Source organism: Oscillibacter sp. (assembly GCF_040505565.1).
GTDB lineage: Bacteria > Bacillota > Clostridia > Oscillospirales > Oscillospiraceae > Oscillibacter.
Genome location: NZ_JBEUWZ010000022.1, coordinates 17,333 through 42,299, shown reverse-complemented (window position 1 = coordinate 42,299; position 24,967 = coordinate 17,333). Strand labels below are relative to the sequence as shown.

The 24,967-nt window shown below is 56.2% G+C and carries 20 protein-coding genes; 15 read left to right on the top strand and 5 right to left on the bottom strand.

The features are described from left to right. Positions 1-42: 42 nt before the first annotated feature. Entirely contained in the window at positions 43-1,518 is a 1,476-nt protein-coding gene (locus ABWQ15_RS11360; protein WP_353908891.1) for a pyridoxal-5-phosphate-dependent protein subunit beta, read from the bottom strand. Beyond that, a complete protein-coding gene (locus ABWQ15_RS11355; RefSeq protein ID WP_353908890.1) occupies positions 1,515-2,141 on the bottom strand; it encodes a helix-turn-helix transcriptional regulator in 627 nt (208 codons plus the stop codon). The genes ABWQ15_RS11360 and ABWQ15_RS11355 overlap by 4 nt, the downstream gene beginning before the upstream one ends. Positions 2,142-2,390: 249 nt before the next feature. Here ABWQ15_RS11355 and ABWQ15_RS11350 point away from each other — a divergent pair, with 249 nt between their 5' ends. From ABWQ15_RS11350 to ABWQ15_RS11320, 7 genes are all read left to right on the top strand, one after another. Next, positions 2,391-3,767: a YgeY family selenium metabolism-linked hydrolase gene (locus ABWQ15_RS11350; protein ID WP_353908889.1), complete on the top strand. Its 1,377-nt coding sequence runs from the start codon at positions 2,391-2,393 to the stop codon at positions 3,765-3,767. A gap of 75 nt (positions 3,768-3,842) precedes the next feature. Next, the gene (gene ygeW / locus ABWQ15_RS11345) at positions 3,843-5,036 is read left to right on the top strand and encodes a knotted carbamoyltransferase YgeW (protein ID WP_353908888.1); all 1,194 of its coding nucleotides are present in this window, start codon (positions 3,843-3,845) and stop codon (positions 5,034-5,036) included. Between the two features lie 153 nt (positions 5,037-5,189). Beyond that, the gene (gene arcC, locus ABWQ15_RS11340) at positions 5,190-6,122 is read left to right on the top strand and encodes a carbamate kinase (RefSeq protein ID WP_353908887.1); all 933 of its coding nucleotides are present in this window, start codon (positions 5,190-5,192) and stop codon (positions 6,120-6,122) included. A gap of 222 nt (positions 6,123-6,344) precedes the next feature. Then, positions 6,345-7,595 carry a BMP family ABC transporter substrate-binding protein gene (locus ABWQ15_RS11335; protein ID WP_353908886.1) on the top strand — a complete coding sequence of 417 codons (1,251 nt, stop codon included), beginning with the start codon at positions 6,345-6,347 and terminating at the stop codon, positions 7,593-7,595. Between the two features lie 387 nt (positions 7,596-7,982). Then, the gene (locus ABWQ15_RS11330) at positions 7,983-9,575 is read left to right on the top strand and encodes an ABC transporter ATP-binding protein (protein WP_353908885.1); all 1,593 of its coding nucleotides are present in this window, start codon (positions 7,983-7,985) and stop codon (positions 9,573-9,575) included. Beyond that, a complete protein-coding gene (locus ABWQ15_RS11325) occupies positions 9,556-10,656 on the top strand; it encodes an ABC transporter permease (RefSeq protein ID WP_353908884.1) in 1,101 nt (366 codons plus the stop codon). Before ABWQ15_RS11330 ends, ABWQ15_RS11325 begins: the two co-directional genes overlap by 20 nt. Before the next feature lie 14 nt (positions 10,657-10,670). Beyond that, on the top strand, positions 10,671-11,651 hold the full coding sequence (locus tag ABWQ15_RS11320) for an ABC transporter permease (RefSeq protein ID WP_353908883.1): 981 nt from the start codon (positions 10,671-10,673) through the stop codon (positions 11,649-11,651). A 70-nt stretch (positions 11,652-11,721) separates the two neighbouring features. On the opposite strand, the gene ABWQ15_RS11315 is transcribed toward ABWQ15_RS11320, so the two are convergent. Continuing rightward, complete coding sequence (locus ABWQ15_RS11315; protein WP_353908882.1) at positions 11,722-12,885, bottom strand: Mbeg1-like protein; 1,164 nt, start codon at positions 12,883-12,885, stop codon at positions 11,722-11,724. Between the two features lie 289 nt (positions 12,886-13,174). Here ABWQ15_RS11315 and ABWQ15_RS11310 point away from each other — a divergent pair, with 289 nt between their 5' ends. From ABWQ15_RS11310 to ABWQ15_RS11295, 4 genes are all read left to right on the top strand, one after another. Next, a complete protein-coding gene (locus tag ABWQ15_RS11310) occupies positions 13,175-13,780 on the top strand; it encodes a single-stranded DNA-binding protein (RefSeq protein ID WP_353908881.1) in 606 nt (201 codons plus the stop codon). Positions 13,781-14,057: 277 nt separating this feature from the next. After that, complete coding sequence (locus tag ABWQ15_RS11305; protein WP_353908880.1) at positions 14,058-15,014, top strand: PstS family phosphate ABC transporter substrate-binding protein; 957 nt, start codon at positions 14,058-14,060, stop codon at positions 15,012-15,014. After that, positions 15,011-16,132 carry a hypothetical protein gene (locus tag ABWQ15_RS11300; protein ID WP_353908879.1) on the top strand — a complete coding sequence of 374 codons (1,122 nt, stop codon included), beginning with the start codon at positions 15,011-15,013 and terminating at the stop codon, positions 16,130-16,132. The genes ABWQ15_RS11305 and ABWQ15_RS11300 overlap by 4 nt, the downstream gene beginning before the upstream one ends. Before the next feature lie 208 nt (positions 16,133-16,340). Continuing rightward, the gene (locus ABWQ15_RS11295; protein WP_353908878.1) at positions 16,341-18,266 is read left to right on the top strand and encodes a FapA family protein; all 1,926 of its coding nucleotides are present in this window, start codon (positions 16,341-16,343) and stop codon (positions 18,264-18,266) included. Positions 18,267-18,326: 60 nt separating this feature from the next. Here the strand turns inward: ABWQ15_RS11295 and ABWQ15_RS11290 are convergent, their stop codons facing one another. After that, entirely contained in the window at positions 18,327-18,752 is a 426-nt protein-coding gene (locus tag ABWQ15_RS11290; RefSeq protein WP_353908877.1) for an RrF2 family transcriptional regulator, read from the bottom strand. Between the two features lie 284 nt (positions 18,753-19,036). Here ABWQ15_RS11290 and polA point away from each other — a divergent pair, with 284 nt between their 5' ends. The 4 genes from polA to tsaD are packed head-to-tail and all read left to right on the top strand — an operon-like array spanning position 19,037 to position 23,823. Further along, positions 19,037-21,691: a DNA polymerase I gene (gene polA / locus ABWQ15_RS11285; RefSeq protein WP_353908876.1), complete on the top strand. Its 2,655-nt coding sequence runs from the start codon at positions 19,037-19,039 to the stop codon at positions 21,689-21,691. Between the two features lie 48 nt (positions 21,692-21,739). Further along, positions 21,740-22,243 (top strand): ribosomal protein S18-alanine N-acetyltransferase, encoded by a 504-nt coding sequence (gene rimI / locus ABWQ15_RS11280; protein ID WP_353908875.1) that lies wholly within the window; start codon positions 21,740-21,742, stop codon positions 22,241-22,243. Continuing rightward, positions 22,197-22,790, top strand: a complete 594-nt coding sequence (locus ABWQ15_RS11275) for a GNAT family N-acetyltransferase (RefSeq protein WP_353908874.1) — start codon at positions 22,197-22,199, stop codon at positions 22,788-22,790. The genes rimI and ABWQ15_RS11275 overlap by 47 nt, the downstream gene beginning before the upstream one ends. A gap of 25 nt (positions 22,791-22,815) precedes the next feature. Next, positions 22,816-23,823 (top strand): tRNA (adenosine(37)-N6)-threonylcarbamoyltransferase complex transferase subunit TsaD, encoded by a 1,008-nt coding sequence (gene tsaD, locus ABWQ15_RS11270; protein WP_353908873.1) that lies wholly within the window; start codon positions 22,816-22,818, stop codon positions 23,821-23,823. A 955-nt stretch (positions 23,824-24,778) separates the two neighbouring features. On the opposite strand, the gene ABWQ15_RS11265 is transcribed toward tsaD, so the two are convergent. Then, positions 24,779-24,967: hypothetical protein (locus ABWQ15_RS11265; RefSeq protein ID WP_353908872.1), on the bottom strand; the 189-nt coding region annotated here is incomplete at its 5' end.

The window sequence follows — 24,967 nt, the reverse complement described above, 5'->3', positions numbered from 1 at the left end:
AGGGCGGGGCTTTCGGCCCCGCCCTGAGGCGTTTTTATGGATTTACAGCGTCTTCAGAACACCGGTGGCGTCGTTGAACTCGTTGATGAGCTCATCCAGCTCGCCGGCCTGCGCATGGACGGCGTCCCATGTATCCTCTGTATCGTACCACAAGGCGTTCAGATCGTGTACGGTGCGGCCCTGCTGCTCCACCCAGGTATAATACTTCAGGTTGTGGATGCGCTTGCGGTCCGCGTAGGTCAGTTCCAACAGGTTGTCGGTCTTCAGCCCCAGCATGTGCAGGTTGTGGTCCACAGCGGCGTCCTTCGCGGAATAGGCGCCGTATCGCTCGTTCAGCTCCTGGATACGGCTGCCGTACATAACGGCGGAGTCGGTGAGGACAGTCCCCACCACATCGTGTTCCGTCAGCTCATAATATTTTGCCATCTTGATGCAGCAAAGGACGTTGGCGATGCCGGAGATGCCCAGCCACGTCAGCTGTTCAATCAGCGCGTCATCCAGATGCAGCTCCTCCTTCAGGTACTTCCGGCCCTCCTCCGTGTTGAACAGGCGCAGCAGACGCTGAGAGTCCTCGTCGTCGATGGCGATGGCCATATCGGTGTTCTTGACGTTGTGAATCCAGGGGATGTGCTTGTCGCCGATACCCTCGATCCGGTGTCCGCCAAAACCATTTTCCAGAATGGTGGGGCATTGCAGCGCCTCGCCCACGCCCAGCTTCAGGTGGGGGTATTTCTCCTTCAGCAGATCGCCCGCGCTCATGGTCCCGGCGGAGCCGGAGGTGAAGCACGCGCCCGCGAAGCTGTCGCCGGGACGCTTGATGGCCTCGAACAGGTCGGCAAGGGCGTTGCCGGTGACGTTATAATGCCACAGGGGGTTGCCCATCTCCTCAAACTGGTTGAAGATCATGTACTGGGGGTCCTGCTTCAGCTCCCAGGTCTTGTCGAAAATCTCCTTGACGTTGGACTCGCAGCCCGGGGTGGCGATGATCTCACCCGCGATGGTCTTGAGCCAGTCGAACCGCTCCTTGCTCATCTCGGCGGGGAGAATGGCCACACTCTCGCAGGCCAGAAGCTTGGAGTTGAACGCGCCGCCGCGGCAGTAGTTACCGGTGGAGGGCCAGACGGCCTTGTGATAGGTGGCGTCAAACTGGCCGGTGACCAGCCGGGGGGCAAGGCAGCCGAAAGATGCGCCCACCTTGTGGCAACCTGTGGGGAACCACTTTCCGGCCATGGCGACGATGCGGCAAGGCACACCGGTGAGGGAGGAGGGCAGCTCCACATAGTTGGGGACGGCCTGGAACAGTCCGCCGGTCTCCTTCGCCTCATTCTTCCATGTAATGCGGAACAGGTTCAGGGGATTTACGTCCCACAGTCCCACGTTCTTCAGCTTGCTCTGGATCTTTTCAGGGATGGTCTCGGGATGCTGCATCTGGGCAATGGTGGGGATCACCACGTGGTTTTCCTTTGCCTTTTCAATGTTATGGGCCAGTCCTTTTGAATTTTTGGTTAAATCAATCATAACTCTTTACCTCCCGTTTTTGAATCATCAATGTAAGAATATAAGGTGTACTTGGAGATGCCGAAATATTTTGCCACCTTGTCGCCGGACTTGGTGACAAGGAACGCGCCGTTTTCGTTGAGGAAGCGGATAGCCTTCACCTTGTCGTCTTTGTTCATCAGAGCCACGGGCTTTCCCACCAGCGTGACGGATTGCGAAATGAGCTCATCCAGCAGGTCGTTAATGTTGACAATTCTCTCCGGCTCCTCAGTCTGGGGACCGGGAACGCTGGTAAGAGAGCGCACCGCGTCTTCCACCATCATCAGCTTTGATACATCGTAGTTAATGGAAAGAATGGCAATTACTTTTTTGTGTGCGCCCCGGATATACACCGTAGAAGACTTCAAGATTTTCCCGTCCGGCGTGCGGGTCAGATAGCAGAGGTGGTCCTCCGGCTGAGCGTCCGCCTGTGTGAGCTGGTCCAGCACCACATAGGACGCGCCGTCCCCTACCTTGCGACCGGAGACGTGCCCATTCTCGATGGCGACAATGCAGTGGTCAGGGTGGCGGCTCAGGTCGTGTACCACCACCTCGCAGTCCTTGCCGAACTGCGAAGCAATTCCCGCGGCGATCTGCCTGAGCATTTCCAGTTTTCCGCTTTCCGTGCGCTATCCCTCCTCCGGAACTGCCCTTTTGGGGCAAAAGTCCCTGTATTCATAGTCTCATCATACCATAATTTGTGCAGAAATCAACAGGTTTTCAAAATATTTTTTAGGTTTTCTTATTTTTTGTTTGACATCTGTATTTCTTATGCTATGATGGGGATAGAAAAAAATGGACAGCGCAGACCGGGTTGTGTTTTTTTATGATAAGTTTTATTAGGAGGTCGCAAAATGAATTTTGATGCAATCAAATCCGCCGCCAAAGGCTACGAGGCCGATATGACCAGATTTCTGCGGGACCTGATCGCTATTCCAAGCGAGAGCTGCGAGGAAGAGGGCGTCATCCGCCGCATTGCCGCCGAGATGGAAAAGGTGGGCTTTGACAAGGTGGAGATCGACGGCGAGGGAAACGTTCTGGGTTGGATGGGCCACGGTGAAAAGATCATTGCCTATGACGCCCACATTGATACCGTGGGCATCGGCAACCGGGAAAACTGGAAATTCGACCCTTACGAGGGCTATGAGACCGACGCGGAAATCGGCGGCCGGGGGGGCAGCGACCAGGAGGGCGGCATCGTCTCTTCTGTGTACGGGGCAAAGATCATGAAGGAGCAGGGGCTGATTCCCGACGATGTCACCATTCTCGTCACCGGTACGGTGCAGGAAGAGGACTGTGACGGCCTTTGCTGGCAGTACATACATAACGAGGACAAAATCACACCCGAGTTCGTCATCTCCACCGAGCCCACTGACGGCGGCATCTACCGCGGTCACCGCGGCCGCATGGAAATCCGCGTGGACGTCCACGGCGTCAGCTGCCATGGGTCCGCTCCGGAGCGGGGTGACAACGCCATCTTCAAGATGGCCGACATTCTTCAGGATGTCCGCGCCCTGAACGAAAGCGGCGACGGCCCGTCCAACCAGGTCAAGGGCCTTGTGAAAATGCTGAACCCGGAGTTTAATCCCGAGCACTATGAGGACGCCAGGTTCCTGGGCCGCGGCACCGTCACCGTCTCCCAGATTTTCTATACCTCCCCCAGCCGCTGCGCCGTGGCGGACAGCTGCGCCGTGTCTCTGGACCGCCGCATGACCGCCGGCGAGACCTGGGACTCCTGCATCAAGGAAATTGAAAACCTGCCTTCCGTCAAGAAGTACGCCAAGGACGTGAAGGTCACCATGTACATGTACGACCGTCCCGCGTGGACCGGCCTCAAGTATGAAACCGAGTGCTACTTCCCCACCTGGATCAATAAGGAGACCGCCCCCCATGTGCAGGCGCTGGTAGACGCCCACCATGCCATGTTCGGCGAACAGCGCGTGGGCCGTCCCTCCGCTCCCGTTGCCGCAGAAAAGCGCAAGGCACCTCTGATCGACAAGTGGACCTTCTCCACCAACGGCGTCTCCATTCAGGGCCGGTACGGCATCCCATGCGTGGGCTTTGGCCCCGGCGCGGAATCTCAGGCACACGCTCCCAATGAAGTCACCTGGAAGGAAGATCTGGTGGAGTGCGCCGCCGTATACGCCGCCGTTCCCTCCCTCTACAAGGGCAAGGGCAGCGAGGACGTATGCGAATACCGCGGCGGTAAGACCAACAACGACATTAAATAATCATTCAGTTCGGTTTTTAGTTTCTCATCTGCCATTTTTGCAAAATAGAAATAAACCTGAAAAGGAGTCATGGATATGTCTAAGACCATCGAACTTGCCAAGCATCTGGAGCATCTGCACATCAACAATATGTACAAAAACGACTTTTACTGGACCTGGGACAAGACCGACGAGGAGCTGGAGGCCATCTTCACCGTGGCCGATGCCCTGCGGGATCTGCGGGAGCGGAACAAGTCCACCCGCATCTTTGATTCCGGCCTCGGCATCTCCATCTTCCGTGACAATTCCACCCGCACACGCTTCTCCTTTGCCTCCGCCTGCAACTTGCTGGGCCTGAACGTGCAGGATCTGGATGAGAAAAAGTCCCAGATCGCCCACGGCGAGACCGTCCGCGAGACGGCCAACATGGTCTCCTTCATGGCCGATGTCATCGGCATCCGGGACGATATGTTCATCGGCGAGGGGCACAAGTATCAGAAGACCTTTATGGATGCCGTGGCCGATGGCTACCGCGACGGCATTCTGGAGCAGCAGCCTACGCTGGTAAACCTTCAGTGCGATGTGGACCATCCCACCCAGTGCATGGCCGATATGCTGCATGTCATCCACCAGTTCGGCGGCGTGGAGAACCTCAAGGGCAAAAAGATTGCCATGACCTGGGCCTACTCTCCCTCCTACGGAAAGCCCCTCTCCGTTCCCCAAGGCGTCATCGGCCTGTTCACCCGATTTGGCATGGATGTGGTTCTGGCCCACCCTGAGGGATATGACGTGATGCCCGAGGTGGAGGAGATTGCCCGGAAGAACGCCGCGGCTACCGGCGGTTCTTTTAAGAAGGTCTCCACTATGGACGAAGCCTTCCAGGGCGCGGACATTGTCTATCCCAAGTCCTGGGCTCCCTTTGCCGCCATGGAGCAGCGGACAAAACTCTATCAGGCGGGCGACAGCGCCGGCATCGACCAGCTTGAAAAACAGCTTCTGGCCCAGAATGCTCAGCACAAGAACTGGGCCTGCACCGAAGAGATGATGAAGAAGACCAAGGACGGCAAGGCGCTGTATCTGCACTGCCTGCCCGCCGACATCACCGGTCTTTCCTGCCCTGAGGGAGAGGTGGACAACTCTGTGTTTGACCGGTATCTGGTTCCTCTTTACAAGCAGGCCAGCTTCAAACCCTATGTTATCGCGGCCATGATCATGATGAGCAAGGTCAAGGACCCCTCCGCCGCGCTGATGGCACTGGACCTTGCGGACTGCAAGCGCAAGCTGTTTTAAATTCCTTCGAATATCAGGACCGGAGGACCGCCGATCCTGATATTCCCCACCGGACTGAGAGCCGGTTCCGGCCATTCGCCGGGCGCGTGGGAGTATTGTCCGTGCGTATTGCGGCTAATCCGCCGCTACCATTTTTGTTTGAGGTGTAATCTCATGCCGAAAAAAATTGTGATTGCTCTGGGCGGGAACGCGCTGGGCAAAAACCTGCCGGAGCAGATGATCGCCGTGAAGCAGACGGCAAAAGCCATTGTCGACCTGATTGAAGAGGGGCATCAGGTTGTCATCGCCCACGGCAACGGCCCCCAGGTTGGCATGATCAACGTCGCCATGACCACCCTGTCCCGGGAAGACCCCACTCATCCCATGGCCCCCATGTCGGTTTGCACCGCCATGAGTCAGGGTTACATCGGTTATGATCTTCAGAACTCCCTTCGTGAGGAACTGTTGAACCGGGGGCTCCACAAGCCCGTGGCCACCGTTCTGACCCAGGTGGAGGTGGACAAAAACGACCCCGCCTTCCAACGCCCTTCAAAGCCCATTGGCACTTTTATGACCGAAGCGGAGGCGGAGGAAATGCGCCGCCGGGGTAACGCTGTTATGGAGGATGCGGGCCGGGGATGGAGGCGCTGTGTCGCGTCCCCCAGTCCTGTGTCCATCATTGAAATCGAGACCATCCGCGCTATGGCGGATGCGGGACAGATCGTGGTGGCCTGCGGCGGCGGCGGCATCCCCGTCATACGCGAGGGCAATCACCTGCGGGGCGCGGGCGCGGTCATCGACAAGGACTTCGCTTCGGAGCTTCTGGCGGAGGAGCTGGACGCAGACAGCCTCATCATCCTCACCGCCGTTGAGAAGGTGGCTGTCAATTTTGGAAAGCCCGACCAGACATGGCTGGATACCATGACACCCGCCGAAGCTGGGCAGTACGAGCAGGAGGGGCAGTTCGCCCCCGGCAGTATGCTGCCCAAGGTCCAGGCCGCCGTTAAATTTGCGGAATCCAAGAAGGGCCGGACAGCCCTCATCACCCTTCTGGAAAAAGCCAGGGACGGTATTGCCGGAAAGACCGGCACCGCCATCCGGCAGTAAGCTGATTCTTTTAAGACGGCTCCCGTCTTATGTAACTCTTTATCTTGCACGACCGCTTTGTTGCTTTTTTATCCACTTTTTTTGTGCAGACGGTCATAAATTTGTGAAATCTAAAAAAAGTCTAAAATTTGGATTGAAATTCAAAGGTCAACCCTGTATGATAAAGGCTATGGGGAAATCATCCCCTTTTTGGTCTTCAAACATTTTAAGGAGGATAACAGAATGAAGAAGTTTCTTGCACTGCTGCTGTCAGCTGTCATGGTCCTGAGCCTGGCCGCCTGCGGCAACTCTGGCAGTTCCAGCGGCTCCAGCACTCCCTCGGCTTCCACTTCCGGCAGCGACACCTCCAGCAAAAGCGATTTCAAGGTTGGCGCAATTTTGGTCGGCGATGAAAACGAGGGCTACACCTACGCACACATGCAGGGTATTGAGGCCGCCTGCAAGGCGCTGGGCATCGATACCACCAAGAATCTGATCTACAAATATTCTGTCAAAGAGGATCAGTCCTGCTACGACGCCGCCGTGGATCTGGCGGAACAGGGCTGCAATATCATCTTCGCCAACTCCTTCGGTCATGAGACTTATATCATGCAGGCCGCCAAGGAGTATCCCAACATTTACTTTGCCCATGCCACCGGTACTCATGCCAAGACCGCAGGGCTCACCAATTTCTGCAACTTCTTCGACAATATCTATGAGGCCCGCTATGTCTCCGGTATCGTGGCCGGCATGAAGCTGAAAGAAATGATGGATTCCGGCTCCGTCACCGATCCGTACATCGGCTACGTGGGTGCCTATCCCTATGCGGAAGTGGTTTCCGGCTACACCGCGTTCTTCCTGGGCATCCGCTCCATTGTCCCCACCGCACATATGGACGTGACCTACACCAACTCCTGGTTTGACATCACTGCCGAGGGCGAGGCCGCAAACTCTCTGATCAGCCGCGGCTGCGTCATCATCGGCCAGCACGCCGACTCCACCGGCGCTCCCTCCGCTGTCCAGGCCGCCCATGACAAGGGCAATGCCAACGTCTTCTCCGTGGGTTACAATGTGGATATGCTGTCCGTCGCTCCCGACGTGGCTCTGACCTCTCCCCAGAACAACTGGGAGGTCGCCTACGAGGAGATCATCAAGACCGCAATGGACGGTGGCACTCTGAAGTCCGATTACTGCAACGGTTACGCCGAAAACGGCGTCATGCTTACCCCGCTGGGTTCCGCCTGCGCCGCCGGCACACAGGATGCCGTTGACACGGCTGTCTCAGCCATCAAGGACGGCTCACTGCATGTGTTCGACACCTCCACCTTCACCATGGGCGGTAAGCCTGTTACCAACGCCTTTGCCACCGACACCAACGGCGACTTTACCAATGACGCGGATGAGGCCATTATCGACGGTTACTATCACGAGTCGTACTTCCAGTCTGCTCCGTCCTTCTCTCTGCGGATCGACGGTATCACCGAACTGAACTAACTGCCTGCAAATTGCCAATTTTCCATTAAAATGCAGTCATTTTAATGGAAGAGGCGGTCGCTTATAACGCAAAACGTTTCCCCGCCGTGCATTTCGCGGCGGGGAAACGTTTCTGTTTGCACCGTGATTTTTTAAGGCGTTGCTGGCACGGAAGCTGCCGCCCACACTTCCAAAAAGGGGCCAGTGTTTTAGACGCTTCATACAATTATTTTTGTTTTTCCTAAAAAATAATATTCAATTCTAACATTTTTTTAGCAATTAACGATTTACAAGGCGCGAAAACCATGCTATACTGATGTTATCGCACAGGAGTCGGTCAACCCATCCGGCATTGTCCCTGTGTTGCCCATTATTGAAGCCACTTTTGGCAGGAAAGGATGGTCTTTCTTGGAAACAGCCTGCGCAGTCTCGATGAAGCGGGTTACCAAGCGGTTTGGCGATGTCGTCGCCAACGACGAGGTGGATCTTGATCTTCAGTGCGGAGAGATTCTCTCTCTTTTGGGGGAGAACGGCAGTGGTAAGACCACGCTGATGAATATGCTCTCCGGCATCTATTACCCCGATGAGGGGCAGATTTATGTAAACGGAAAGGCCGTGACCATTCGCTCCCCCAAGGATGCGTTCGATCTGGGCATCGGCATGATCCATCAGCATTTCAAGCTGGTGGACGTGTTCTCCGCCGCAGAAAATATTGTTCTGGGACTGAACGAGGACGGAAAGCTGGACCGCAGGAACATCGCGTTAAAGGTCAAGGAGATCGCTGACCGATACGGCTTCGACATTGACCCCAATCAGAAGGTCTATGATATGACCGTGTCTCAGAAGCAGACGGTGGAGATCGTAAAAGTCCTTTACCGGGGTGCGAATATCTTGATTCTGGATGAACCCACCGCCGTCCTGACGCCGCAGGAGACCGACAAATTGTTCGCGGTCATGCGGAACATGAAGGCAGACGGCAAGGCTTTGGTCATCATCACCCACAAGCTGCACGAGGTTATGGATGTATCCGACCGGGTGGCCGTACTGCGAAAAGGCAAGTACATCGGAGACGTGAAGACCAGTGAAACGGACCCCCAGAAGCTCACCGACATGATGGTCGGACGGGCCGTGGCGTTAAACATCGATTGTCCCAAAGCGGAAAAAGTAACGGAGCGTATTGAGATTCAACATCTGACCGTGAAGGATAAAGATGGAGTCCCCCGTCTCAGCGACGTGAGCTTTACCGCCCGCGGCGGCGAGATTCTGGGCATCGCGGGCATTTCCGGCTCCGGCCAGAAGCAGCTGCTGGAGGCCATTGCGGGCCTTCAGGTCTGCGAGCCGGGCAGCCATATTTTCTATAGGGACGAACAGTGGAATCCGGATGCCCCCTCGGACAATTCGGAGAATCAGAAGCATGTCCACGAGCTGATTGGCAAAAATCCGCTGGACATCTCAAAAATGGGCGTGGCTCTGTCCTTTGTTCCGGAGGATCGGCTGGGCATGGGGCTTGTCGCCAACATGGATTTGACGGACAACATGCTCCTGCGCAGCTACCTTTCTGGCCGAGGCGTTTTTGCCGACCGGAAAAAGCCAAGAAAGCTGGCAGAAACGGTTGTAAAAGAGCTGGAGGTCGTCACGCCCAGCGTCAACACTCCGGTAAGAAAGCTATCCGGCGGCAACGTGCAGAAGGTGCTGGTCGGCCGTGAGATTGCCATGGACCCCACGGTACTCATGAGCGCCTACGCCGTCCGGGGGCTTGACATCAACACCTCCTATACAATTTACAATCTCATGACCGAGCAAAAGCTCAAGGGCGTCGCCGTGATCTATGTCGGCGAGGATCTGGACGTCCTGCTGGAGCTGTGCGACCGGATTCTGGTCCTCTGCGGCGGTCAGGTCAGCGGCATTGTTCCCCGGGAGGAAGCCACGAAAGAGGGCATCGGTCTTTTGATGACCCAGTTCAGGAAGGAGGGGCAGACCTATGAGCAGTCCCGTAACTGAACACAGAGAGCCCCTCATCCACGTCTCCAAACGAGTCGGTATATCCAGGGGCAAGGCCTGGACCATCCGCGGCACGGCGCTGCTATTAGCGCTGGTGATCTCCGGACTCGTCATTTTCTCCATCGTTCATCTCAGCCCCCTGAAGGTATACGGCGCCATGTTTGAGGGCGCGTTCGGTACCTCTCGCCGGGCGTGGGTCACCATCCGGGACGCCATGATGATGCTCTGCGTCGCCGTGGGTCTGGCCCCGGCCTTTAAAATGCGATTTTGGAACATCGGCGCGGAGGGGCAGATCTTGGTGGGCGGCATCGCCACCGCGGCCTGCATGATTTATCTGGGCGGTTCTATCCCCACGCTGGCGCTGTTGGTAATCATGGTGATCGTCTCCGCAATCGCGGGCGGTGTCTGGGGTCTGATTCCCGGCGTGTTCAAGGCCCGCTGGGGCACCAACGAAACGCTGTTCACCCTGATGATGAACTACGTCGCTATCCAGCTGACCAGCTACGCCGTGTCCAAATGGGAGAACCCCGTGGGGTCCAACTCCGTGGGGATCATTAACCAGACCTCCCAGGCAGGCTGGATTCCCAGTGTTTTCGGGCAGGCGTACACCCTGAACGTCGTCATCGTGCTGGCATTGGCTGTGCTCATGTACATTTACCTCAAATACTCCAAGCAGGGCTATGAGATCTCCGTGGTGGGCGACAGCGAGAACACGGCACGGTACGCCGGTATCAACGTCAAGAAGGTTTACATCCGCACCATGTTCCTCTCCGGCGCCATCTGCGGCATCGCGGGATTCTTAGCCGTTTCCGGCTCGTCTCACACCATCTCCGTCGACACCGCCGGAGGCCGGGGATTCACAGCCATCATCGTGGCATGGCTGGCGAAATTCAACACCTTCGTGATGATCTTATTCTCCTTCCTGCTGATGTTCCTGGAAAAAGGCGCCGTGGAGATTGCCTCCCGGTACAACCTGAATAACTTCGTCTCCCACATTATTACCGGCATCTTGCTGTTCTGCATCTTAGGCAGCGAGTTCTTCATCAACTACAAGGTCAGCTTCCGCCGTAAGCACGGCTGAGGGAGGGTGGACGTATGACACAATTTGTTTCCCTGTTCCAGGCCGCCATCATGTTCGGCTCGGTCATCATGTTCGGCGCTCTCGGCGAAATCCTGACGGAAAGGTCCGGCAACCTGAATCTGGGTGTCCCCGGTATTATGTATCTGGGCGGCATTGCGGGCCTGATCGGTGCGTTCTTCTATGAGGCGTCCACACCCACCCCCTCTCCGATGGTGGGGCTTGTAATCTCGCTGGTGTGCGCCTTTGGCGCGGCGGCGCTGGGCGGGTTGATTTTCAGCTTTCTGACCATCTCCCTCCGGGCAAACCAAAACGTCACCGGCCTGACACTGACGATCTTCGGCGGCGGTGTCGCCAACTTCTTCGGCGGAAGCCTGAACAAGCTGGCCGGCGGCGTGGGACAGATCTCCGTGGCCGCCACCTCCTCCGCTTTCCGGTCCTCCACTCCCCTGTCGGGGCTGGGAACTGTGGGCAAGTTGTTCTTTTCTTACGGCTTTCTCGCCTATACGGCGATCATCATTGCGGTGGCGTTGCATTTCTTCATGAGCAGGTCCCGGAGGGGCCTGAACCTGAGGGCCGTGGGTGAGAATCCCGGCACTGCCGACGCCGCGGGCATCAACGTCACGCGCAACAAGTATCTGGCCACCTGCATCGGTGCAGGCATCTCGGGCCTTGGCGGTCTTTACTATGTGATGGATTACACGAAAGGCACCTGGGCAAATGACGGTGGAGTCGAGTCTCTGGGCTGGCTGGCTGTGGCTCTGGTCATTTTTGCCACCTGGAAGCCCCTCCACGCCATTTGGGGCTCTTACCTGTTCGGTCTGCTGTTCTGGATGTATTTCTACATTCCCGGTTTGAACCGCAGTTCTCAGGAACTGTTCAAAATGCTGCCCTATATCGTGACCTTGGTCGTACTGGTGGCGGTTTCCATGCGCAATAAGAAGGAAGACCAGCCGCCCGCATCTCTGGGCCTTCCCTACTTCCGCGAAGAGCGGTAATTCTAAAATGCAAAGCGTTAACCCGGCGGGGACTTAAGTCCCCGCCGGGTTTCTTGTGCTCTTCTCCGTCCTATTCGCCCCGGCTCTCCTTCCGTTCCTCCCTCTTCTTTCGGCGGCGCTGGCTCTCCCGTTTCCAGTCGTCCAGCAGGGACTGGGCGCCGCTTTTGATAAACAGCACGCCGATGGCGTAATTCAGCGCCGCGCGGGTCTCTTTGTCCAGTCCCACCATGACCTTCAGCATGGCGGCGGCGGACTTGGTCCCCTGAGATCGCATCTCCGCAAGCGTGGTCGCACCGGAGGCGGACAGCACCGTGAACAGCGCGTCGGAAAACTTTTCCCTCTGCTCCTGATCGAGGCTGTTCACCCACTCCTTCAGCGCCTTATCATTCGTCTCCACGCCAGTCAGATCATCCATCCGCACAAACTCCGGTCCCCGGACACACCAGGAAAACCCGTCGTGCTGCAGTACCCCCACCTGGGTGGAGTCCACCACGATAAAATCCTCCTCGTGCTCCATCAGCAGCCCCACCACGGAGGACTTTGGCAAGATCGTAAGAATCCGGTCCGCCACCCGTCTATGCTCCTCCCGACTCATGAGCGTCTTTCGAAAACCGGGACCGTCGTTGTTGTAAATGGCGACGATGCGATTTTGAACAGCCTTTCCGCAGTTGACGGCACTGTACACCGCCAGATTTCCGCCCTTGGAGTGTCCGCCCAGATACAGCTTCCAGCCCTTATACCGCCTCGCCGCGCGCTGTACATAGTCCGCCGCCCGCAGCTGAGAGGGCACCGTGTCCAGCAAGGCCATGTCAAAGTCCTCCTTCCAGCCCACCAGCGTGTCATCCGTTCCTCGGAAGGAAATGTAAGCACTACGCCCCGGCAGTTCCACGGCAATGGCGGCGAACTGCTCCGCATGAGCCTCGTCCAGAAGCTCCTCATAGCAGTTCAAAAGCAAATCGCCAAACCGGGCGGAGGCACACATCTTTTCCAGCATGTCTGGAATCAGTGCCGGCACCAGAACACTGCTCTCCAGCACCTTGCCCCGTCCATCGGCAAAATACCGCGCCGCCGCGTCCCTCAGAGTTACCCCCTCTCCTTTGTCGATAGCGGGAACGATGCCGTGGAGGTCCACGAAAGCCAGCTCCGCCAAAATCAGGTTATCGACCTCGTTGAAGGGGGCCTGCAAAAAAGTCAGGTCTCCCCGCCAGTCCAGATAATCCATCAGATTTGCCATTGGGCATTTCTCCCTTTTCTTTCATTTGCTTTTATTATACACGGATTCCCGGGTTTGAAAAGCAAAATTGTCCGGTCTATTTCAGACAGGCCCCTCATAGTCTGTACCACAGATGCAGACGCTTGCGTCTGCCCGCCGCAACTGCGGCGGAGAACCGGCGACGCCGGTTTTTCTGCGGTGGAATATGGGTATCGGCATTTTGCAAATCAAAGCCACACGCAGACCGTGTGCCGCATGTTTTGCTGCGCCTGCCGCTATTCTGCCATCTTTACTGACAGAGGTGTACGGCATGGAACAAAGCAGAAATGAAGTGGAACTGTGCGGTGTGATTTCCGCCCCGCCCAGCTTCTCCCACGAAAATCACGGCGTCAAATTTTACAGTGTCCCCCTATATGTGGAGCGTCTTTCCGGACAGTCGGACACGCTCCTCATTCTCCTGCACGCTCCCCTTCCGCCGATGGTAAAGGAGGGTGCGCGGCTGCGGGTAATGGGCCAGCTCCGTTCCTTTAACAACAAGAGCGGCTGCGGGAGCCGTCTGGTACTTACGGTTTACGCCATGACGTTTGAACTCTGGGACGGCGATCCGGTAAACCGTATCATTCTGAAGGGGTCGCTGTGCAAGCCTCCTATCCTCCGCCGGACACCTCTGGGGCGCAGCATCTGCGACGTGATGCTGGCGGTGGGTCGAAGATACGGCCGGGCAGACTATCTGCCCGTCATAATCTGGGGTCAGCTCGCCCAGACTGTCAGCCGCAAAAAAGTCGGGGATATTCTGGGGATTGAGGGTCGGTTTCAAAGCCGGGTCTACACCAAAGTGGTGGACGGCATACCCCAGCAGAGGACTGCCTATGAGGTCTCGGTGATGCATTTGTTGGAAGATCCGTCACCAAATTGATAGAATTTGTTTCCGTTTATTTCCTATTTTCTTGATTGCTTTCGATACAATGGCCGTATAGCGGCTGTTCCATCGTGTATCTGCTCTTTGTGCGCAGACGTCTGAATAGAGGCCGTGCCGCGTCCTGCGGCGCGGCCTTTTCGCCTCCTGCAAAGGCAGCGATGAGCCGCAGCTAAGCAATCATTGTCCATTTCGATTCTACCAGTTTTGAAAGAAATCCGGCACAGCGCAGGAAGCGGTGCGTAACCGCTTTCGGATAAGTGAAAGGAGTTTTATCATGAAAAAGCGTCTTGTCTCTCCACTCTTATTTGCGGCGGTCCTGACCCTCAGCGCCTGCGGAGCGCCGCCCGCAGCCTCGTCCGCCTCATCTTCCGCCGCGTCCGCCGCGTCCGCTGCCCCCACGCCCCAGGAGGGACAGTTCGTCTTTACACGGGAGAATTTCCCTCACATAGACGGCTCCACCTCTACCGTTCCTCTGGGACAGGCCATCGCCAGCGTCCTTCTGGGTGAAAGCCGGGAAGACGTCAGCGATCTGGTTCAGTTTTCCAAGACCACCCAGTCTTACCGCCAGCTCATGACGGGCAACGTGGACCTGTTGATCGCCGCGGAGCCGGCGGAAATTATCCGGCAGGAAAAGAAGGAGCAAAAATTCCAGTGGCAGATGGACCCGTTTGCCATCGACGCGCTGGTGTTCGTGGTGAACGCGGATAACCCGGTGGATAGTCTCACTACCGAACAGATTCAGAAAATCTATACCGGTGAGATCACCAACTGGTCCGAGGTGGGCGGCGATGATCTGGATATTGTCCCCTTCCAGCGCAATGAGGAGGCCGGAAGTCAGACCGCCATGAAAAAGCTGGTTATGGGCGACCTGCCCATGATGGACGCTCCGGCGGATTATGTCCGCGGCGAGATGGGCGACCTGATCAAAGCCGTCTCTGCCTATAATGACTCCGCCTCCGCCATCGGCTACACGGTATACTATTACGCCAACGACATGAAGATGGCCGACGGGCTGAAAATTCTGGCCGTGGACGGCGTGGAACCCAGCACGGATACGATTCGCAGCGGCAGTTATCCGTTTTTGAACAATTACTACGTGGTCTGCTCTGCGCAGCCCACAGAGGCCACGCAAGTCCTGTACGACTGGATTCTCTCCGACGAGGGGCAGAAGCTGGTTGCTCAGGAGGGTTACGTCTCTGTCTCCGCCGTGGAGGAGGGGGCGCAGAAATGAACCGGGCTAAAATTATCGGGTGCCTGCTGGCCCCGGTCCTGCTGGCAGGCTGCGGAGCGTCGTCCTCTTCCGCCCCGGCAAAAAACCCGGAACCGCAGACCGTCTCTCCTGTGTATACAGACTGGTCCAAGCTGACGCCCTATGAGCCGGACACGGTGAAAGCGCTGTACAGTAATTTCAAACCCTATCAGGGAGACGCGCTCACCGCCCGGGGCGATTACGGTCTCCTGCTCCCCTATCTGGGCGCGGAATCCGCCGTCAGCGATTACATCACAGACCGCCTTCCGCTGTTCGGCCTGGTCACTGCCGACGGGCGGGTGGTCACGGAACCGGTATACGCTGACATCTGCGCGAGCACGGACTATTCCGGAAGTCTGCCGGTCTCCGCGCCCTTCCTGATCTTGCAAAAAGGCGACCCCGACGGCGGGACAGGCAACGGAATGATGTCTCAGGCCGGGGAATTTCTCTGCACGGTGGCAGCCCCGGACGGCCGCTGGGTTCGGGATTTCGGGATCGCCGGAACCATATTCGTGGACAGTACCCATCTGGCGGTGGTTGAGCCGGACAATTCCGTTACCGTGCTGGACAGCACCGGAAAAACCGCCGCTTATTTCCCCGGCTCCGTCTTCACGCCTTATTTGAAAGGCTCCACCTCCCTTAACTTCGGAGAGGAAAGCGATCCCCGACTGTCCGCAAAAGACGGCGTTCTCTACGTGGTAGGCTTCGACGACACGATCGAGGACTCGCGCACGTTCTGTTATTTGAACATCGCCGACGGCACCCTCAGTCCGGACCCGCCTCAGGGCTTTTCCGACCAGTGGCCGGAGGGCGGTGGGAGCGATTCCGGCGGGTACAGCCCACTGGTGGACCCCGTTACCGGGACGCTCTACTATTACAGCCATGACTACAGCGGCAATGAGTTCAATCGCTCCAAGCTGAATATTCTGGACGCAGATAAGCATTCTCTTCTCTCCTTGTCAGACGAATCCGCAACACTCTATCAGCCCCTCCTCTGGAACGGTCTTTGCTCCGCCGTGCAAAGCGGCGCGTTCTGCTATTACGATCTGAAATCCGGAGACTGCGTTTTCCGCTATCCCCTCCGTTCCAACAGCGACTGAATCCTATTTTCCGGCCCGTCTGTTATTTTGTATGGCACTCCATTTGACTTTGTAATATTTTGTGGTATAATTATACAAAAGCTTTATGTTTTTGTAACCTTTCGTTAAAGTATACAAAAACACGGGTGCTTTCCTCCGCCTATGCGGTTTGGAAGTACAACCGAAAATGGGAGTGAGAGAGATGCCGGAAAGCCACACTGGAAAATTTATGAAGTTTTTTGAATTTGGCGCGCACGACAAGGGCGGCGGCGAGCAGCCATCGGAGCCAATCGCACCGGAATCACTGGAGCAGACTGCTCCGGAACCGGAGCAGATCCCAATCGAACCTCTAAAGCAGGTTGAGTCTGCTCCGGAAAAAGCAGATGCCTTTGCCGTTCCCATGGGCAATCCCTTGGCAAAGGTATGGGATAAGTGCGGCCAGCCGGGTATGCCAACCTTGAATCCTCGATTGCAGGCTCAAAGCAGCGAAGGCGACTTTCCCTCAAAAACGCTGGAAGCAAGCTTCTATAAGGTTTTGAGAGATTTGGCTGCGCTGTCTCAGCGCTGGCTAGACATGGAATCCAGTGCCGCCCAGTTCCGCGCTAAATTGGAGGCCAAAATGACGGCGACGCTGGGAGCCGCAGCCCCGACCGGGACTGCCGACGGACTGACGCCGGACAAGCGTGTCTCCGCCCCCTCTGAATCGGATAGCACATCTGAACCGGGAGCTGAAAATGCGGCGCGCGGCGAAGTATCCGCAGAATCCGCGCCCCCCGCGCCTCTGGATGTGGATGAAATGGGACAGGTGCTGGTCTCCGGAGACGGCATGACGGCGTGGCTTTTTCTGCTTCCCCCCAGCGGAAACGGAAAACACCTCACCGTGGAAGATGGTCAGGCTCTGCTGCGGAGTGCCCATGTCACTTCCGGCGTCAATCAGAGTGCCCTGCTCGCCGCTTTTACAAACAGGACTTACTTTTGTCTCTGCCCCATCGCCTTGGGTACCCCACCCACAGAGGGCCAGGATGGCTGGACAGAGGATCATTTTCTTCGGAATTTTGTCCGAAAAATTGGTGATGTGGACTCTGGTACTGTGGATTATCGCGCGCAGAGCAACGTGCAGGCCATTGCAAAGGATGCGGTGATCTGCGACATTCGTCTCCCTGTGGAGGGTACTGCCGGACTCAGGGTGGATGGCGTCGCAATCCCGCCCAAGCCGGTAAAGTCCGCCGAGGTTCCCGCAGGGAGCAACACCGCGCTCAGTGAAGACAAGACAGCGCTTTTAGCCACGATTGACGGGGTTTTGGAATTCAGAGGCGGCGTTTTTAATGTCAATAATTTGTTGAATATTACCTCTGACGTGGACTATTCCACCGGAAATATTGATTTCCGCGGGGATGTAACCATTCGGGGTGACGTTCGGGAGCAGTTTTCAGTAAAGGCCACGGGAAACATCACCATCAACGGGCTGGTAGAGGCCGCAACGGTGGAAGCCGGTGGTGATGTTATAATTTCCAACGGTGTGTCCGGTAACAATCAGGCCGTTATCCGCGGTACGCACGTTCGGGCGAAGCATCTGGAAAGCTGTACGGTCTATGCGGAAAGTCTGGAATCCGACTATATTCTGACCTCCTGCATCTTTTGCAGCGATTCTATTCAAGCCATCGGCAGTCGGGGCGCTATTATCGGCGGACAGGTGGTGGCCGCCAACCACATTAAGGCTTCCTGCATTGGCTCCCAGTCTGGCCGTTTCACAGAAATCACTCTGGGCGTTCAGCCAAAAATCCGGGAAGATCTGCTGTCCATTCAGAAAGAATTGGTTTCCATTCGCAAAAAGGCTGCGGAGCTGACGAAACGCTCCGCTTATCTGAAAAGGCGGCTGGAGGCCCAGGATCGCCCAGACGCCCGGTCCAGTGCGGAGATCCAGTCAGCAGAAGAGCAACTGGTCCAGATGGCTGAGCATGGAAAATCTCTGCTGACCCGCCAAGCAGAGCTGGTGAACGAATTGAACAAGCTGCACAACTGCCGTCTGGAATGCGGCACGGTATACCCCGGCGTGAAGCTGACGATTGGTAACGCAAGTCGCAACATTGAAACCGTTATCAACCACTGCGTTGCCGTCTTTGACACGGAGGAGCAGGATATCAAATTCGTTTAATCTTATGCCAATGAAAAACAGCGTGCCGGAGCTTTCTTCCCGGCACGCTGCTTTTATTCTCTATTTTTGCTCTTTACGCCGCTCAGCGGCCACCAGATCCGCCAGAGTAAAACGGTCGATATACTGATTGATAACTGTGTACAGCCCCGACCAGAAATCCACGGTCCCGCACTGGCTGCATCGCTCGCAAAGGTTCTCCGGGTCCTCCAGACAGGCCACCGGGGCCAGATTGCCCTCCGTTAGACGCAGGATTTCTCCCACTGTGTAATTCTCCGGCGCACGGGCCAGACGATAGCCGCCCTGCGGACCGCGGGCACTGCGAACATATCCGGCCTTACTGAGGAGGCCCACGATCTGTTCCAGATATTTCAACGAAATGTCCTGTCGCTCCGCCACATCCTTCAGCGACACCGGCGCGCTTCCCGACCGGCAGGCGAGATCAATCATCAGGCGCAGAGCATAGCGGCCTTTTGTGGATATTCTCATGGAACCCCTCCATTCTTATCCCTATTCTGCCATAGGAATATAGAGATTTCAAGCAAAACTTTTTTCGCTGCTCTTTAGGGAGATGTGGGAGACTCTTCCTGCGGCATTTGGGGAAACTTGCGGAACGAGGAAAAGGCGTCGTCAGGCAACCAGCTTTGCCCCCGACGGCGGCAGTTTCATTACAGTTGCTTGAAAAGGGAAAATGCGTTATACTATAATTCTTAACAATATAAGGAAGTACCGTGCATGATATTTAAAAGATTTAAAAGAGCGGAGGCCCCTCTATGAAGCTCATGGCCATCGACGGCAACAGTATTTTGAACCGCGCCTATTACGGCATCCGCCCCCTCAGCATCCGGGACGGTCTCTATACCCACGCGATTTACGGGTTTTTGACCACACTCCTGCGCCTGCGGGACGAGGAGCAACCCGACGCTGTGTGCGTCGCCTTCGACCTTCATGCTCCCACCTTCCGCCATAAGGCAGATGAGAACTACAAGGCCACCCGAAAGCCCATGCCGGAGGAACTGCGGATGCAGGTACCGGTTCTGAAGGAGGTTCTGGACGCACTGAACATCCCTCGCTATGAAGCGGAGGGCTGGGAGGCCGATGACTGGCTGGGCACCATCTCCCGCAGGTGCGAGGCCGCGGGCTGGGACTGCGTGGTGGTGACGGGAGACAAGGACTCCCTTCAGCTCATCACGGAAAAAACGAAAGTGAAGCTGGTCTCCACCCGCATGGGCCAGACTACCACCAAGGATATGACGCCGGAGTCTTTCCGGGAGCAATACGGTTTTGACCCCATCCACATGATCGACCTGAAAGCACTGATGGGCGACAGCTCCGACAACATTCCCGGCGTTCCGGGCGTGGGGGAGAAGACCGCCATGGACCTGATTCAAAAATACGGCTGCATCGATGCGATCTACAAAAAACTGCCGGACATCGAGGCAAAGCCCGCCGCCGTCAAAAAGCTGACGGAAGGCGAGGAATCCGCCCGGCACTCCTATTGGCTGGCCACCATCGTCACCGACGCGCCGCTGGACTTCGACCCGGGAACCAACACAGTGAAAGCCCCTGGGCCGGAGGCTTATTCCCTGTTTTTAAAGCTAGAATTCTCCAAACTCATCGAGCGATTCGGCCTCCGGCAGGACGGACCTGTCTGCGTTGAAAGTGAGCAAGCCTCCGCCACCGTCACGGTGGAGCAGGTGACGGACGCCGCGAAGGCAGAGAAACTGCTGGAGCTGTGGCGCAGCGCCGACCATATCTCTCTATTGGCGCTGCCGGACCTGACCGGTGTGGCGGTGTACTGTGAGGCCAAAGAAGATACCGCCGTTATGGCGGAACTGTTTTTTGACCGCTACGAGGGAGATTGGAACATTCTGCTCTCCTCCCTGTTCTCCGGGGATATAAAAAAGGTATCTCACAATGTGAAGGACCTGATGCACTTGCTGCTGGCAAACGGTTTACCAGCTGAGGGCTTCGTGTTTGATACGGCGCTGGCTGCCTATCTGATGGACGCCACTGCGGGGAGCTACGATCTGGGGCGGCTGTTTGTCTCCTATTTCAACGAGGAACTGCCAAAGCCCCTGTATCTGAGCCCGGATGCTTTTGCCCTGCTGGGCGACCGGACCGCGGCAGAGGCGTCCTTTGACAGCTATGCCACCGCCGTGGACGCGCTGTATGACGCGCTGGCTCCAAAGCTGCGGGAACGGGGACAGTGGGAGCTTTTTGAGACCGTCGAGCTGCCGCTGTGTCGGTGTCTTGCTGAGATGGAGCTTGCGGGCTGCCGCGTGGATGCAAAAGCTCTGTCCGATTTCGGAGAATTGCTGAGCCGCAGGGCAAAAGAGTTGGAAACAAAAATTTACCAGCTGGCCGACGGCGAGTTCAACATCAACTCCCCCAAGCAATTGGGCGAGATCCTGTTCGACCGGCTGGGCCTTCCTCATGGAAAGAAGACGAAAACCGGCTGGTCCACCAATGCGGACGTACTGGAAAAGCTGCGGTGGGAAAGTCCCATCGTGGACGCGGTGCTGGAGTACCGCCAGCTCACCAAGCTGAAATCCACCTATGCCGACGGGCTTTTGAAAGCTCTGGACCCGGACGGAAGAGTCCGTACCAGCTTCCAGATGACTGTCACCGCCACCGGTCGACTCTCCTCCACAGAACCAAATTTACAGAATATTCCCACCCGGACCGATCTTGGCAGTGAGATTCGGAAAATGTTTGTACCCGAGCCCGGAAACGTACTGGTGGACGCGGACTACTCTCAAATTGAGCTGCGGCTCCTGGCCCACATCTCCGGCGACGAGGGGATGCGCGCCGCCTTCCTCTCCGGCGGCGACTTTCATGCCCAGACCGCCTCCAAGGTCTTCGGCGTGGCCCGGGAGGATGTGACCCATGAGATGCGCCGGCGGGCCAAGGCCGTCAATTTCGGCATCGTGTACGGCATTTCGGCCTTCTCCCTCAGTCAGGACATCGGTGTGAGTCAAAAAGAGGCGAAGGCCTATATGGACGCATATTTCGCCACCTTCCCCGGCGTCCGGTCCTATATGGATCATGTGGTGGAAAAAGCCCGGGCGGACGGATACGTGGAAACCCTGTATCACCGCCGCCGGGACCTGCCGGAACTCACCTCCAGCAACTTCAACCTCCGCTCCTTCGGCGAGCGGGTAGCGCTGAACATGCCCATTCAGGGTACGGCGGCGGACATCATGAAGCTGGCCATGATCGCGGTGTGGATGCGGCTGAAATCCGAACTGCCCCTTGCAAAGCTGGTCCTTCAGGTCCACGATGAGCTGATCGTGGAGTGCCCTGCGGAGGATGCGCAGCGGGCCGCCGCTTTGCTGGCGGATGAGATGGAGGGCGTGGCCCGCCTGTCCGTCCCCCTGACCGCCGACGCCCATTGGGGGAAAAACTGGCTGGATGCCAAAGGCTGATTCTTTACAAAAATCAATTCGGTGACGGCTTTTGAAAAGAGGAAATCTATGGAACAACGAAAACAGGTACGCATTGTCCCCATGAGCGCAGACCATCTGGATGAGATCGCGGCGCTGGAGAAGGTGTGCTTCTCCGCGCCCTGGTCGCGGAATATGCTGGCAGAGGAGTTGGACAATGCCTGCTCCGCCTTTCTTGCGGCTCTGGACGAAAACGGTCACGTAGCGGGCTATGCGGGGCTTCAGGTCGTGCTGGACGAGGGATACATCGCCAACGTCGCCGTCCGCCCCGAGGAGCGGCAAAAGGGTGTGGCCTCTCAGCTTTTGCAGGTCTTCATTGACTTTGCCAAGGGAAACCGCCTGTCGTTTCTGACGCTGGAGGTTCGCCCCAGCAACACAGCAGCTATTGTGCTTTACGGGCACCATGGCTTCCGCACCGCCGGACGGCGAAAAAATTACTATGAGCACCCCAGAGAGGACGCGCTCATTATGACATTGGAGTTTGATTATGGAACTGAGAACAGCGACCCCAACGGAGTTGAAGGCAGTCTATGAGGCCTTACTGCGCCCCTCCTTCCCGGCTGCGGAGCTGAAGCCCCTGCGAGCCATGACGGACATGCTTGCCGACGGATGTTATGATCCGCTGGTGCTGCTGGACGGTAAAGAAATCATAGGCACATGCTTTTTGTGGCTGGGTGTGCCCGGGTGGGTACTTCTGGATTACCTGTGCGTCTCCTCCACCCGGCGCGGCGGTGGATTTGGCGCGAAGACACTCAGCCTACTGCGGGAGATCTACGCCGGCTGGACGATCATCGGTGAGGCAGAGGACCCGGTGCAGGCCCCGGATCCTGTCATGGCGGAACGGCGGCTGGGTTTTTACACGCGGAATGATGCAGCGCTGGCCAGCTATGATACCGAAGCCTTTGGCGTCCACTATAAAACTTTTTACTGGTCAGACGGGCCTGTGGACGAAGCGGATCTCATCTGTCAGCACCGCTTTATTTACGAAAGCCGCTTCGGCGCAGAAAAATACGCGAGATACTTGCGCATTCCCTGCCCCGCCGACGCCAAACCCATGCCGCTGGTACCATGGGACCAATAAAATCCCATCAGAAAGAGATGATCGAATGAAAATTCTGGCTTTTGAGTCATCCTGCGACGAGACCGCCGTAGCGGTGGTAGAGGACGGACGGCGCATTTTATCCGACGCCATCGCCTCTCAGGCGGACATGCACGCGCTGTACGGCGGTGTGGTGCCGGAGATTGCCTCCCGAAAGCATGTGGAGGCCATAGCGGCCCTGACGGAGCGGGCGCTGAAGGACGCGGGCTGTGGAAAGGATGACATCGACGCGGTGGCGGTCACTTACGCGCCAGGGCTGATCGGCGCGGTGCTTGTGGGGCTGAGCTTTGCGAAGTCCGTGGCGTTTGCCTGGGGGAAACCCCTGGTCCCCGTCCATCATATCCGGGGTCATATCGCCGCCAACTATCTGGCGTTTCCAGCACTAGAGCCGCCGTTTTTGGCGCTGGCCATCTCCGGCGGAAATACACTGATTGCGGACGTGCGGGATTATACCGATCTCCGCATTCTGGGTGCCACCCGGGACGACGCCGCCGGAGAATGCTTCGATAAGGTCGCCCGGGTGCTGGGTCTTCCCTATCCCGGAGGAAAACCGCTGGACGACCTGGCCCAGCAGTCTCACGGCGGCGTATATACGCTTCCCCACGCCCATGTGGACAGCGCGGAGCTGGACATGAGCTTTTCCGGGCTGAAAACCGCAGTGGTCAACCTGGCTCATCATGCGGAGCAAACCGATCACCCACTGGATCGGGCGGCTCTGGCGTGGGACTTCACCAACGCTGTCAGCAGAGAACTGGTTCCCCGTGCCATGAAGGCCCTCGCCCTGACCGGTTACAAAACCATGTGTGCCGCCGGCGGCGTGGCCGCAAACTCCATGATCCGCGCCGACCTGAAGGCCGCCTGCGAAAAAGTGGGCTGCAAGCTTTACCTGCCGCCGCTGAGTCTCTGCGGGGACAACGGCGCCATGATCGGCGCGCAGGGCTATTATGAATTCCGCGCCGGCCATACGGCCGACATGGATCTGAACGCCTACGCCACCCGCGACATCGACACCTGATTATTCCAGGGACAGTTTCCGCTTGTCGAAAACTGTCCCTGCTTTTTTCATTGTTAATCTTGCGTCGGTTACACTATTTTGTCGATTTTGCAGTATACATCTCAAAAGTGTATATTACGAATTTATGAACAGACCATGTAAAGCGAGTCAACTTGCAATTTTGCATTTTTAATATTTTTTCTATTAATTTTAGATGGCTTATTCAATTTTTTTTGAAATCAGCGCAGAAATTTCAAATTTTACAGTGTTACGTAAACTATTTTGGTGCTTTACAATTATTTTATTCTATTATTGCAGATCATCCAATTTTAGCCATTTTATGATAAATGCTTTAATCTTAAAAGCATTTTCAGCTGTTGAAAACCCTGTGGAAAATGTGGATAACTTTTTGTAGTTGAAAATTATAATATGATTTATGTAAATTGTATTTTCTTATTCAGTGCCTTTCGTTTCAACTTGTGTCAAACCCTCTTCCGTATGTCAAACAGCAATTTTGGAAGTAAACGCGGCTCCCCTATCGTGATGTCAGAGACTCTGGTCAAATCGCCGATTTATTCGTGCACCTCTTCCTGCAAAAATACCATTTGTAATATTCGCTTCTTCTTGCAATATACACTTTCCTGTGGAAAGCCGCTCAGCCTTTGAAAATTCCCCCAACAAAATTCTCCTGCAGAATTATATTGACGCTCCCGCAAAAATGTGTTATCCTACTTAAGGTTTTGAATTTATTCCGCTTGTTTCGATGTGTCCAGTCCGCCCTATAGATTTATGATTAGGGTGTTGAAATTTTCGAGGAAATGTGTTAGAATCTATCTCACAGTTGTAGTTCAACCTGGTGCAATTGATTTACAGTCAACAGTCAAACGCAGCCTATGAAATCCCCAAGCCCACATGAATACAATCGTTTTCAATTGATTGTACGAACAAACAGAACTTCGACGGAGACCGTCGGTTCTCACAGATGCTGGTGTAGCTCAGTTGGTAGAGCAGCTGATTCGTAATCAGCAGGTCGCTGGTTGTTCATAAGGTCAGGTGTTTTCAAACGCGCAAAATCGTGGTAAACTAACAAACAGAACTTCGACGGAGACAGTCGGTTCTCACAGATGCTGGTGTAGCTCAGTTGGTAGAGCAGCTGATTCGTAAT